The following is a 13,080-nucleotide window of genomic DNA, read 5'->3' as shown; positions in this document are numbered from 1 at the left end:
AATCGCGGTTAGCCGCCTGATCATTGGGAAACACGCCGATGATTCAGGGGCAATGAAGATCAACTGTGGGAGCTGTCGAGCTTTAGCGAGGCTGCGAAGGCGGCGGCACTGTTGGCATAGTGGTCGCCTGACCCACCGCTTTCGCAGCCTCGCCAAGGCTCGACAGCTCCCACAGGGGATTACCTGTGTTGATTAAATCGCGGTTAGCCGCTTGATCATTGGGAAACACGCCGATGATTCAGGGGCAATGAAGATCAACTGTGGGAGCTGTCGAGCTTTAGCGAGGCTGCGAAGGCGGCGGCACTGTTGGGAGAGTGGTCGCCTGACCCACCGCTTTCGCAGCCTCGCCAAGGCTCGACAGCTCCCACAGGGGATTACCTGTGTTGATTAAATCGCGGTTAGCCGCTTGATCATTGGAAAAAACGCCGATGATTCAGGGGCAATGAAGATCAACTGTGGGAGCTGTCGAGCTTTAGCGAGGCTGCGAAGGCGGCGGCACTGTTGGCATAGTGGTTGCCTGACCCACCGCTTTCGCAGCCTCGCCAAGGCTCGACAGCTCCCACAGGGGATTACCTGTGTTGATTAACTCGAGGTTAGCCGCTTGATCATTGGGAAACACGCCGATGATTCAGGGCGCAGTGAAGATCAAAAATGTGGCAGCTGTGGGAATGTGGTTAATCCGACACGGCATCTTTCCCCGCTGCCTTGGACCGGTACAGCGCTTGATCGGCGCGGGCCATCAGGGCGGCCGGGGCTTCGCCCATACGACGCTCCACCACACCCAGGCTCAGGGTCACTTTGAAATCGCCCACGGCGGGTATCTCAGTGATTTTCAGCCGAACCCTTTCGGCCATTTGCCTGGCTGTGTCCAAGGTGCTTTTGGGCAGGATCACCATAAACTCATCACCGCCCCAGCGTGCCAGTAAATCACCGGGGCGCACGCAATCTTCCAGGCCTTGCACCACCTGTACCAGGGTCCTGTCGCCGATGCCATGGCCATGCTGGTCATTGATCGGCTTGAAGTCATCGATGTCCATGGCCATCAGGGCCAACGGCAAGCGGAAACGCTCAGCACGCTCGCATTCTTCCAGCAGCACTTTTTCCAGACGGTAACGGTTGGCGATGCGCGTCAGGGCGTCCTGTTCGGCCAGCAGGCGGTTTTCATTGAGCTGCAATTGCAGTTGCTGATTGACCCGTGACAATTCACGGGTGCGCTCGGCCACCAGCGCTTCCAGGGATTGGTTGCGCTTTTGCAGCTGTTCGATGGAATTCTTGCGGCTATGAATATCGCGGTGCGCGCCGACCATGCGCGCCACCGATCCATCCGGGTTACGGGCAATCACGTAGCCCCGGTCTTCGATCCACAAGTAGGTGCCGTCTGCTTTTTGGCAGCGATATTCGGCTTGGTAATGGGGCGCGCGTTGGCTGATGTAGTTATCAAACACGACCATCACGCTGGGGTAATCCTCGGGGTGAATCACGTTCTCCCAGGTGAACACGCTGTTCTCCAGGGAGTGGCGCGGGTAGCCGAGCATTTCGTACCAGCCGGGGTTGCGGTAGACAAAACCGGTGTTGGCGTTCCAATCCCAGATACCGTCACTGACCAGCTCCATGACGGCATGCAACATGTCGGCGTTGAGCTCGGAAAAGTCATTGCGCAGCGGTTTATTGCCGGAGTGATCGTCCATCTTTGCGCTTCCCTGCGTGCGCTGGCTTGTACAGCCAGTCTTCGTTGACGCCAATACTCCGTGGCTGGCGTTACTGTACATCGGGGCTTGCGCGGTTTGAATAGGGCGGCTGTGCGGCTTTAGTTGGGTGGCTATGAGCCATTATTCCGGGCGAAAAATTGAGGGTGAGCGCTGGTTTACTCCGGCGCCACCATCCGCGTGCGAGGCTTCCCATCTGCGTTGTGCTGGTAAATCGCCTCCGGCTGGCCCTGCTGATTGAAATACACCTGGCCTATGCCCGCTGAATTCCACAGCCGTTCACCTGCCTCGGCATGCTGTGGAATATGCGGCACCACTTGCATGCTGCGGCGGCGAGTGAAGCCGTTGAGCGGGGAGCGCGGCGAGTAGAGCCAGCGATTAAGGCGGTCGAACCATTCCAGCAAGCGCGGTGGAAATTCGTTCTTGATGCCGCTGCTGGTGATCTGCCAGATCCTGGGGCCACCGTTGCGGTGGCGGATCAGCACTTCGTAGACGAACGAGTAATGCACATCGCCCGAAAGGATCACGTAGTTACCCGGCGTGCGCGAGTGGCGGAAGATGTTGAGGATGACCTGGGCGGCGCCGCGATGGGCCATCCAGTTTTCGGCGTCTACCAGCAGTGGGTAGCCACACCAGCTGAACACCTTCTGCACGGTCTCGATCAGCTTGACGCCAAAGATCGGCGCGGGCGAAACGATGATCGCCGAAGGGTGGTCGAGCAGTTCCTGTTGCAGCTCGCTCAAGGCTTCCCAGTCCAGCAGGCCGGAGGGTTGCTTGAGCGCGAACTCACTGCGCCAGCGCCGGGTGCGGGTGTCGAGCACCACCAGGGCGGGCGTGGTGGGCAGTACGTAATGCCAACGCTGGAACTTCAACAGCGCTTCCAGCAGGTCATCGTGCGCACCCGCCTGCAGATGGTTGTCTTGCACTTGGGCGGTCAGGGCCTGGGTTTGGCTCAGCAACTCGCCAAACACATCCGGTTGATTACCCCAACCCTGGCACAGCATGTACGCGAGCAGCGCATTACCGATGATGCGCTTGGAAAACGGATGGCCGTAGGCGGTTTCTTCCCATTGGGCGCTGAGGTTCCAGTCATCGGTGATGTCGTGATCGTCGAAGATCATCAGCGTCGAGAGGTGGGCGAAAACCCGCGCAACGCCTGGCAGGCCGTCACGGAATTTATCGATGTGCACCTGCTCGCGGGCATAGCGCTGGTGTTCCTCGGTGGTCAGCTGCGGCGCTTGCGGTGCGATCAGCGTCCAGGGCGTCGGCGACCACGCCAGCATGTACATCGCGATCACTTCGGCAAAGGTCACCAAGTGATTGTCGGCGGTGCTGCTGGTGAAAATCGGCTTTTTCACGCCACCAAAAAACCGCTCGCGCAGCGTCTCGTTACTCTCCAGTGCCGGTAGCAGGTCGGCGCGATGGTAATAGCTGGCGCGGTGCCCGTAGAGGCTAGTGCTGTCATCCACCACCGCGCCTTCGAGGTATTCGTCAAACAGGCCCAATCGGGCGATCAGCGCATGAATGGCGCGCAGCATCGGCCCGGCGACATCGTCGGCGTAGATCTGATCGCCACTCATCATCAGCAAGGCTGGGCGTTCGGTTGGCGTGTGGGCCTCGGCCAGCAGGCGGTCGACGCACAGCAGGCCTTCGTCGGCGCGGTGATGGGGCTTGCGGCAGGAGCCGTGCACCAACTGGCGGATGCGGCTGTGCAGCACGAAATTGGGTGGCTGGTTTTCGGCATAAAGCAGGTGCGGCGCCCACTCGGCAATGCCGATGTTGTCGATCAGCAGGTCATAGCCGATCGCCACGTCCAACGGCAGGGCGTCGTCCAGTCGTACGTCGATCAGGTGGATGAACGCATGGCGCCCAACGGGCACGACCTGGCAATGCGTTGTGTCCAGATCAATCGTGCGCGTTTCGCCCTGGGGAATAATCAGCTTCAAGGACAACGCCAGGACACGGCTGCCCACCAGCCAGATCACCAGGCGCCGGGGTTCCAGGCGACGTAGCAGTGGGCCGGTAATGACAGCGGGCAGTGTGTTGGGTTGCGGCATGAAGCAAGCAGCTCACAGAAGATAGAACTGAAAGCGTAGCGCAGCGGATGTCAGTGTTTTGTTAACAGGCCATCCGCCGGCGCTTGCGGCGTTAAGTCAGGCGGCCTTGCCCGAGGGAATCCAGGGACGAGTTATTTTTCGACTGAGATTGGGCGTTTTGCTGCAGTGGGTCGCTGACGTTATTCGCAGGTTTTTCCTGAGGCTTGGCGGGCGGCTCGACGGGCTGTATGGCTTGGTTGATGTTATGGGTGTGGAATGGGCTACCGATGATCATGGGAAAACCTCTTGCTCAATTGAAGGAGTGTTCTCGCATCAATATTCCCTTTGATTACGCATCGCTTCAGTGGCATTGGCCGGGTTTACGTTCCCGGCCATAGGTATCCGCATGTTTGGATTGTAGGATCAGGGCGTCTCTCAGGCAGGCTTTGGCACCGTAAACCTGAACTCACTGCCTCGGCCCACTTCACTTTCAGCTTCTATCCGCCCGCCGTGGGCCTGCACGATCCCTTGCGTGATGTACAAACCCAACCCGCTGCCAGTGGGGTTGTTCTCGGTCTGCGTCCAGTAGCGGTCAAACACATGCGGCAACTGTTCAGGCGCAATACCCTCGCCGGAATCGCGCACCGAGAACACGATCTCTTCGCCATTGCTCATGGCGCTGATGCCGATGTTGCCCTGGCGCGGGGTGAACTTGATGGCGTTGCCGATCAGGTTCGACAGCACCTGGAACAGGCGCTCCGGGTCGGCGTGAATCTGCAGGCCGGGCTCGGTGTTGAACGACAGGTCGATGCCTTTCTCCATCGCCAGTGGCGCGAGCAGGGAATAGGCCTCCTCGAACATCTGGCTGACGTCCAGCGCAACCGGTTTGACCACATAACGCCCGGCCTCGATTTTCGAGGTGTCGAGCAAGTCTTCCAGCAGCACGTTCATGCGCCCGGCAGCTTGCTGCATGGTGTCGATGGCCGAGGAAATCCGCCGTGAGGTGTGTGGGCCGTCCGAGCTGAAAGCCTTTTGCATCATGCCGCAGAGCATTGAGATAACCGTCATCGGGTTGCGCAAATCGTGGGACACCACCGCCACCAGCTCATCACGCGCACGCACGGCTTGCTGCTCGCGCAACACTTGGCGGGCCAGGTCGTTTTCCAGGGCGGAGCGGCGCAGGTCGTTGGCGGCAAACAAATCGCCATGGCTCCACTTGGTGGAGATACCGGCCATTTCCACTTTCCAGATTTCAAACGAGGTGCGCGGGCGCAGGCGTAAACCGGCGTCGGAGGTTTCCAGGTTCAGGGGTTTGTTCGGGTCGCCGCTCCAGTTGATGTTCTCTTTCACTTCCGGGCGAAACCACAGCACACCGTTATCCACCGGCTTAGGCAGGCTCATGGCCAACACGCCACTGGCGACTTGCTGGAACTCGGCGGCAGGCGGGTACACCGCCACCAGGTTGTGGCTGGAAAACACCGGTTCGCCGCTGGCTTGCAGCCACTTGTGCAGCGCCCGAATCTGCTCCGGGTGCGGGCAGTTGCCGTAACGGTGCAGCTGTTTGTCTTCAATGATCGCCACGCCGCCCGACAGGGTCAGGTCCATCAGCACTTGCGGCTGTTGGGCCAGGCCGTCGAACACGTTTTGTTCAGAGGCTTTCATCGCGCGATCAAGCAGGGCCAGGGCCTCGACTTTTTCTTCGCGCTGACGGCTGAGGTCCAACGCTTCCATGGCGCTGATCTGCAATGACAACACCTGGCCGATGGTTTGGCAGGCGACACGCAGGTCGTTAGGCACCAGCAGCGGCTCGCGGTTACCGCAACTGATCAGGCCCCAGAGCTTGTCGCCCGCCATCAACGAGATGCTCATGGACGACAACACGCCCATGTTCTGCATGTACTGGCAGTGAATCGGCGACACGCTGCGCAGCGTGGCAAAGCTCAAGTCCAATGGCTGGCCGGTGTCCGGGCGCAGTTTGGGCAGCAGTGGCACCGGCTCGTAGGCGGCATTCGGGATGATGCGCAGCCAGTTGGTGCGGTACAGCTCGCGAGCCTGCTCGGGGATGTCGGACGCGGGGAAGAACAGCCCGTTGAACAGCTCCATGGACGGCGCCGACGCTTCGGCGATCACCTGGCCATGGCCTTCGTCTTCAAAGCGATAGATCAGCACCCGGTCGTAACCGGTCATGGCCTGGATTTCATTCACACTGATTTCGTACAGCGCCTGCAGGGTTTTCGCCGACTGCAGGCGTTGCAGCATTTTGCCCAGGTCACTGGTGCGACCATTCAGGGCGCGCGGTTTGAAATCCTCAAGGCGCGGCTCGAATTCCAGTACCAGCACGTTTTGATGGCGATGCAACAGGCCTTCAAACTCGGCGCCGTTGAGGCTGACGTGCAGCGGCGGCGCATCAAAAAAAGTGTTCTGTTCAGCCATGGCTCGCACGGCTTGGGCGTGTTCTGCGCCAATCAACGTGTGCAGCGGCTGGCCCAGCAGTGTCTGGGGCGCGTGGCCGAATAAAGTGCCTACGTTGGCGCTGACCTGGATGATGTGCAGGTCAGGTTCCGACAGCGTCAGCAACACACCGTGGGGCTGAATTGCGCCCGGAAAGCGAATGGGTTCGTCGGCACAGTTGGCAAGCAGCTCTTCAAAATCGTCGGGTTTCATAGCAGTACCTCCTGGCTGGCGAGCCATTGCTCAAAGCCACTGAATGTCGAACAGGCCGCCGCCACGGCACGCTGTTTGGCGTGCGCATCGAGTGGCTGGCGGCCCAGGTAGTCGAGAAAGTCTTTCCAGCGCCGACCGGTCTCGGCCCCGTAAACATTGAGAAACGCGCCGCCGTTGCTCGCGTCGATGCCCAGCCGTTGGGCCATTTCCCGGCGCAGCACTTGACCGCCCAAGGTGGCGCCTTCGAGCACGTACAGGGCGCCGAGGCAGGCGGCGGGGGCGTCAAAAATGGGCAGTTCGGTGCAGCGGGGCAGGGCACTGATCGCAAGGTCATTCAGGCCGAGGGCGTGCAGGTCGCGCAGCAGCGTGGGCGTTTTCACCCGCAATACGGCGTCGTATCCATCGGCGATCAAGCCGCTGTCGTGCAGTGCCGCTTCGATGGGCGCATAAAAGCCGTAGTACGCCTGGAGCAAGCGCCGATACCAATCGGCATCCAGGTCTTGCGCGAAAAACGGCAGGCGTTTTTCCAGCGCTACATGCAGTAGCCCGGTGCCGTCGCGTAACGCTTCCAGTAATGAGGGCGCACCAAGGTCAGGGGCCTGTGACTGCATTCAATGAGCTCGAACTGTGGGCCTTTCGGCCATGAATGACGCGCGTAAATGGGCGACGATTCTACACAACTCATTGCCGTCAACTGTACGCACAAGGCGAAAAGGCTGACCGACGGATCAGAAAAGTCGCTCCTTGCGTGATTAATGACCACGGGGCAGCGCCTCAAGTTCGCTTTAAGTGATATTGCGGCGCTATCAATGCAGCGAAGAGCCCCGCTGGCTCAGCGCCGTTTGCACGCACTGGACCAAATGTTCGGCACTCCACGGTTTGGGCAAAAACCGCACCGAACCGCCCAGCTGTGCTGCCAACTTGGTATTACCGGAAGTCAGCACCACCGGCACCGACGGCCAGCGATGCGCCACCACCTTGCTCAGGTCGTAGCCGTTGAGCAAACCTGGCATCTGGATATCGCTGACAATCAAATCCACAGGGTCATCGCCGCGTTCCAGGTAAATCATCCCTTCGTCCGCCGAAGGAAACGACGTCACTTGCGCCCCGAAATCCTCCAGCACATCCACCATTAACGAGCGAATAATCTCGTCGTCTTCCAGCACTAAAATCGATGGCTGAGCCATGATCCTTACTCCACCATCAGGGTTCAGTAAGGTGGAGTGGGGAGGGTGTGATTAGGTTCGATTGGATGCGTATGAGGCGATGGATGGTCATTTGGAGGGTCTAGGTTGCGCATCCGCAAGGCATCTTGCACGATACCGGCGCTTACCTGCAAAGGACTGGCCTGATCCCTATTGGCCATCGAACAAGGCCGTCAATCATGAACGCTCCTTCCGCGCTGCTGCTCGACCCAAACCTGGGCAACCGCATGATCAAAGTCGACCACGCCGGCGAGCATGGCGCGATCTGTATTTACAGCGGCCAGCTGTTCATGGCGCGGTTGTTTGCCCCGAGCATGGTCGCCGAACTGAAGGAGTTCTTGTCCCACGAACGCCGCCATCGTGCGGTGTTCCAGGCCGAGTTGCAGCGCCGTGGTTATCGCCGTTGCCGCAGTTATTGGCTCTGCGGGCTGGGCGGGCTGGTGCTGGGGTTGCTCACCGGGCTTTGCGGGCGCAAGGCTATTGTCGCCACCACGGTGGCGGTTGAAAGCGTGGTACTCAAGCACCTGGCCCATCAACTTCACACCTTGCACGACATCGACCCGTTGGCGGTGGCGGCGATTGCTTCCATCGTCGAAGAGGAGCAGCACCACCATGACCACTCGGCCGCGCAGATTGATGTGCGTGACCCGTGGTTCAGGGCGCTCACGCCGGTGGTCACGGCGTGGACCGAAACGGTGATCTGGATGGGCATGCGCTCCTGACAAACAGGCATAATCGCCGCAACAAATGCCGTGGAGCCCACCATGAAGTACGCCTTACTGACCCTCGCCCTGATCCTCAACACCGCACCGGCCTTTGCGGCGGGCGATGCCGAGGCGGGCGGCAAGCTCTTCAGCAAGACCTGCGGCGGTTGCCACAGCATCGGCGAAGGCGCGCGCGGCGGCTTCGGCCCACAGCTTAACGGCATCATCGGCCGCCCCGCCGGCACCACCACGGATTACCAGTACTCCGACGCGATGAAAAACTCCGGCGTGGTCTGGACCCGCGACAAACTCGCCGCCTATATAGAGGCGCCGAAGAAAGTGGTCAGCGGCACGCGCATGATCTTCTGGGGCATCAGTGATCAGGAAAAAATTGAAAACATCCTGGCCTACCTCGAAACCTTCCAGCCCAAATGATCACTCGCGCACGTTTTTAAACAGCATCAACCGCGCACTCTCATGCAACCCGCGCGTCAGCCCCTGCAGGCGTTGAAACTCTTCGGGGTACTGCTCGGCCACATCGTCGCGCGGCGTTGGCGAAGCCAGGTCATGCAGGGTTGGCGAACTGCCGTCGTGTTGCATCTGCAGCAGGAAGTCCTTGGTCACGCCGCCGATAATCGGGAACGTACCCTCGTGCAGCACCAGCGGCACCACACGTTCACCTTCCGGCGCCGGCTGCTGGATGTCGCGACCCATCGCGCCATTGCGAAACGGTACACCCGCCATGCCGGCCACGGTCGGTAGCAAATCCGCCAGGCCCACCGCTTCTTCGATCACCCGCGGTTGCAGGCCCGGCGCGTGGATCAGCATCGGCACATTATTGCTCTCCAGGCCCAGTTGCTCGAAGGCCGGCGCCATGTGCGGGATCTGGCTGATCCGCGTGTTGTGGTCGCCGAAGAACACGAAAATGGTGTTGTCGTACCAGCCACCGGCCTTGGCGATGTCCATCAGGCGGCCAATGTTGAAGTCCAGCAGGCGCACGGCGTTGTATTGCTCGACACTGCGCGAACCGGCGGCCTGGGCTTGTTCCAGGGTTACGTTGCTTAATTCAAACCCGTCGTTGTGCTTGGGGATGGTAAACGGGCGGTGGTTGCCGGAAGTTTGCACGTAGGCGAAGAAGGGTTGGTCCTTGGGCACCGCGCGCAGCAATTGGTCGCCTTCCTTGAACAGGTCCAGGTCGGAGATGCCCCACACATCCACCCGTGGCGAGCGCCAGTGGCTTTCGTCAAACAGCTGCACGCCGTCGATGCTCTGGCGGATCAGCGCATTGATGTTCGCCCAGCCGGCATTGCCGTTGATCATGTAGAACTTCTGGTAGCCCTCGAAGGCATTGATCAACGTATGTTGCCGGGTGATCAGCGGGTTGCGTGTGGCGGTCTCCTGGCGGGTGACATCGGGCACGCCGGTGATGCTCGCCCACACGGTTTTGGCCGTGCCGGTGACGGGCACGTAGAAGTGTTTGAAGAACCAGCTTTGCGTCGCCAGTTTATCCAGGTTCGGCGTGGGGTTCAGCGGGTTGCCGTAGGCACCGACGGCGCTGGTGCCGAGGGATTCGAGCATCACGAAGACCACGTTCGGCGGGCGCTCGCCTTGCAGACGATAGGGCTGCACGCCTTGCTCGCGGATGAAGTTCAGTCGCTGGGGATCGGGTTGGTCAACGCCCAAATACTCGGCAACTTGCGAGTAATGCTCGCGCACCTTGCCTTCATCGAATTGCGATTGGCCGACCTTGAGCGTGTCGTACAAAAACAGCACCGGGTTCAGGCCCACGGCGGCGACCTGGCTGTTGCCGGAAAAGAACGCATCGCTCCAACGCAGCGGCACCGGGTTTTCCAGGTTGAGGTTGGCCACGCGGCCGAGCAGCGCCAGCAGTACGGCGACAACGCCGACCACGGCCACAGAAGCCACCGCCCATTTGCCGATGGGTTTGGCTTCGCGGTCCAGGGTCAATCGTTCCAGGCACACCAATGCCCATACCCACACAGCGACTGCCGCCAGCCAACAGGCAGTTATCCACAGCACCGGGTAGGTTTCCCACACCATCTGCTGAGAAATCTGCGCGTCTTGCACGTAGCGCAATACCGTGGCGTTGATACGCACACCGAGGTAGGCGTAGTGGCCGAAGTCGATGATGTACACCAGGCCGACCACGGCCAGTGCCACCACCAGATAGCCGCGCGCCAGCCAGCGCAGGGCGGGCAGGGTGGTGAGGTTCCAGCGTGGGAACCAGGCCAGCAGCGCCAGCGGCAGCAGGATCAACACCGCCAGGCGCAAGTCGAAACGCAAGCCGATGCCCAGGGTTTCCAGCAGCGCCGGCGTGTTCAAATCCAGACCGGAAAAGCTGATTAAAAACACCAGCCGCAGCGCGGCCAGCAACCCAAACACCAACCCAATAGCGCCCACGCCGTAGCGCAGGCGGCGTGATTGCAACACACCCATCATTGACCTCTACTCAATCTCACAAACACCACCAAGCCAATGTGGGAGCGGGCTTGCCCGCGAAAGCGCTGGTTCAGTGCCACATGTGCTGCCTGACCCAGCGCATTCGCGAGCAAGCCCGCTCCCACAGTTTGAGTTGCATTCATCCAGTGCCCAGCGGATCGCCCCGCCATCATTGACCTCTACTCAATCTCACAAACACCACCAAGCCAATGTGGGAGCGGGCTTGCCCGCGAAAGCGGTGGTTCAGTGCCACATGTGCTGCCTGACCCGCCGCATTCGCGAGCAAGCCCGCTCCCACAGTTTGAGTTGCATTTATCCAGTGGCGAGCGTGTCTGATCGCGCCATCCTTGATCTCGACTCGGTCTCTCAAACATCACAAAGCCAATGTGGGAGCGGGCTTGCTCGCGAAAGCGCTGGTTCAGTCACAGATATGCCGCCTGACCCGCCGCATTCGCGAGCAAGCCCGCTCCCACAGGTTGAATTGCATTAATCCAGCGATTACGCAGTAGCCCGTTAAAAGCGGATCCACCAAGTAATCCCAATAGTTTTCCGAAGCCTTCAGCCGCAGCGCGAACGCCAAGGTGCCCAGCGCCAGCATCCATACTGCCAGCGCATTACGCAGCCACAGCATCAACAAGGCCGCCGCGCCCACCAGCACAATCATCGGCCGAGGGTTAAAGCCCCAGCGGTAGGGGTCGTAATAGGTCAGGCCCATCGTGGCCGGGTACAACAACAGGCTCAGCACGCCAAACAGCACCAGCACTTGCACCTGCTGTGGACGACCAAGCGGCTGCACCACCCCCAATCGACACAGGCTTACCCACGCCAACAACACCAACGTGCTGATCGCCAGGTCATCGGTAAAGCTGCGCACATACGCCGCCAGGGACAGTTCATTCACCGGGATAAAACTCAGCACCACCAACAGCGGCAGCAACCACGGGCGCCACGGCGCGGTAAACCGAAACATGCTCAAGAGTACAAACCCCAGCAGCACAAAACTCAAATGGGCCTGCCACACAGAAACCATCACAGATGCTCCGCCAGCCAGGCTTCGTTGAAGCTGACATGTTTGATAAACGTGTTATTCCACGAGTACACCAAGTGGTACGTGCCGTCCGGGCTGCGGCTGAAATACGGGTATTCGTACTCAAAATCGCAGCCACGTGGTTTGCACACGCGGTAGTCCAGGTTGCTCAAGAAGCGTTGTTCCAGCGGCAGGCGTTTGGCGCCGCTGGAAGCGCGGAAGCCTTCGCCGATGATTTCTTTGTAGGCCTCGTGGGAGAAGGGCTGGCCGAGCGGGTCGGGCGATTGGTCCAGCTCGATCACCGTGCGCCATTGGCTGAACTGCGCGTTGGTGCCGTAGAGGCTGAGCTTGAAGCGCCCGTCCTGCAGGTCGTTGAGGGCGACCAACAAACCGTCGTCCTCGGTGGCCACTGCCGCCAATGATGAATTGGGGTTGGCCGGCTCCAACGGGTACGGCTCGCTCCAGGTTCGCCCGGCATCTTCGGTGCGGCTGGCGAGCACGCGGTGATGGGTTTCGCCGGCGTAGCGCAACATCGCCACGGCGCGCTGGCCGTCCTGCGGCACGATGGTCGGTTGCAGCGAATGCTTGCCACGACTGATGCGGAATTTGTCGATTACCGCGCCGTCCGCGCTCAAGTACAGGTACTCGGCAAACTTGCCCATGAACTCGTGGTACACCGGCAGGCCGATGGAGCCATCGGCATGAAACACCGGCGCGGCACGCACCAAAGTGCTGATGTTGAAGAACGGCGAGGTGACCAATTGTCGAGGCGCCGACCAGTTCACGCCGAGGTCATCGGAGACCATCACGTTGATCGCACTGGTGGCCCAACCGCCGACCGACACCGACACATAAAACATCCACAGGCGCTTGTCCGGCCCCAGCGCAATCACCGGGTTACCGAGTTTGCGAATGTAACGCTGGGTGCCGTCGCGGGTGCTTTCCCGCGTGGCCAGCACGTGTTCGGCGCCCCATTCACCACTGCGTGCATCAAAGCGCGCGGTGCGCACCTGCACGTCCGCAGCGCCTTCGCGCGAGCCTGCAAACCACACGGCCATCAAGTCGCCACCGGGTAGCGCGGTGACGGAAGATGAGTGCACAAAGTCAGTCAGTTGCGAGGACACGAAGCGGCTGGTGTATTGCGGCGCCGTCGCGACCTTCGAGGGTGGCGGGCTCGCTTGGGCAAACGGCGCCAGCACATGGGGCGGATGGCTCAGCCAGGCGGCGATGAATACCCCGAGCAGGCTGCAGATCAGTAGGGCGGAGCGCATAGAGAAC

General features: G+C 60.5%; 11 protein-coding genes. 2 read left to right on the top strand and 9 right to left on the bottom strand.

The features are described from left to right. Window positions 1–674: 674 nt before the first annotated feature. From HX783_RS13035 to HX783_RS13010, 6 genes are all read right to left on the bottom strand, one after another. Window positions 675–1,688: a sensor domain-containing diguanylate cyclase gene (locus tag HX783_RS13035; protein WP_177017118.1), complete on the bottom strand. Its 1,014-nt coding sequence runs from the start codon at window positions 1,686–1,688 to the stop codon at window positions 675–677. 176 nt (window positions 1,689–1,864) lie between these two features. Continuing rightward, window positions 1,865–3,763 carry an alkaline phosphatase D family protein gene (locus HX783_RS13030; RefSeq protein WP_177017117.1) on the bottom strand — a complete coding sequence of 633 codons (1,899 nt, stop codon included), beginning with the start codon at window positions 3,761–3,763 and terminating at the stop codon, window positions 1,865–1,867. A 91-nt stretch (window positions 3,764–3,854) separates the two neighbouring features. Next, a complete protein-coding gene (locus HX783_RS13025) occupies window positions 3,855–4,037 on the bottom strand; it encodes a hypothetical protein (RefSeq protein ID WP_177017116.1) in 183 nt (60 codons plus the stop codon). A gap of 140 nt (window positions 4,038–4,177) precedes the next feature. After that, window positions 4,178–6,406, bottom strand: coding sequence for an ATP-binding protein (locus HX783_RS13020; RefSeq protein ID WP_177017115.1), 2,229 nt, complete (start codon window positions 6,404–6,406; stop codon window positions 4,178–4,180). Next, window positions 6,403–7,017, bottom strand: coding sequence for a biliverdin-producing heme oxygenase (locus HX783_RS13015; protein ID WP_177017114.1), 615 nt, complete (start codon window positions 7,015–7,017; stop codon window positions 6,403–6,405). Before HX783_RS13015 ends, HX783_RS13020 begins: the two co-directional genes overlap by 4 nt. A 195-nt stretch (window positions 7,018–7,212) precedes the next feature. After that, on the bottom strand, window positions 7,213–7,593 hold the full coding sequence (locus HX783_RS13010; protein ID WP_159959734.1) for a response regulator: 381 nt from the start codon (window positions 7,591–7,593) through the stop codon (window positions 7,213–7,215). Between the two features lie 197 nt (window positions 7,594–7,790). Here HX783_RS13010 and HX783_RS13005 point away from each other — a divergent pair, with 197 nt between their 5' ends. After that, window positions 7,791–8,333 (top strand): demethoxyubiquinone hydroxylase family protein, encoded by a 543-nt coding sequence (locus tag HX783_RS13005; RefSeq protein ID WP_256347150.1) that lies wholly within the window; start codon window positions 7,791–7,793, stop codon window positions 8,331–8,333. A 42-nt stretch (window positions 8,334–8,375) separates the two neighbouring features. Beyond that, the gene (locus HX783_RS13000; RefSeq protein ID WP_159959732.1) at window positions 8,376–8,750 is read left to right on the top strand and encodes a cytochrome c family protein; all 375 of its coding nucleotides are present in this window, start codon (window positions 8,376–8,378) and stop codon (window positions 8,748–8,750) included. On the opposite strand, the gene HX783_RS12995 is transcribed toward HX783_RS13000, so the two are convergent. From HX783_RS12995 to HX783_RS12985, 3 genes are all read right to left on the bottom strand, one after another. Next, the gene (locus HX783_RS12995; RefSeq protein ID WP_177017113.1) at window positions 8,751–10,772 is read right to left on the bottom strand and encodes an LTA synthase family protein; all 2,022 of its coding nucleotides are present in this window, start codon (window positions 10,770–10,772) and stop codon (window positions 8,751–8,753) included. A 421-nt stretch (window positions 10,773–11,193) separates the two neighbouring features. Further along, window positions 11,194–11,805: a hypothetical protein gene (locus HX783_RS12990; RefSeq protein WP_177017112.1), complete on the bottom strand. Its 612-nt coding sequence runs from the start codon at window positions 11,803–11,805 to the stop codon at window positions 11,194–11,196. Next, window positions 11,805–13,073 (bottom strand): exo-alpha-sialidase, encoded by a 1,269-nt coding sequence (locus HX783_RS12985; RefSeq protein ID WP_159959725.1) that lies wholly within the window; start codon window positions 13,071–13,073, stop codon window positions 11,805–11,807. The genes HX783_RS12990 and HX783_RS12985 overlap by 1 nt, the downstream gene beginning before the upstream one ends. Between the last annotated feature and the right edge of the window lie 7 nt (window positions 13,074–13,080).

This window comes from Pseudomonas sp. D2002 (assembly GCF_013385735.1).
GTDB lineage: Bacteria > Pseudomonadota > Gammaproteobacteria > Pseudomonadales > Pseudomonadaceae > Aquipseudomonas.
Note: the sequence above shows the minus strand (reverse complement) of the source record. Positions and strands in the feature narration are given on the sequence as shown.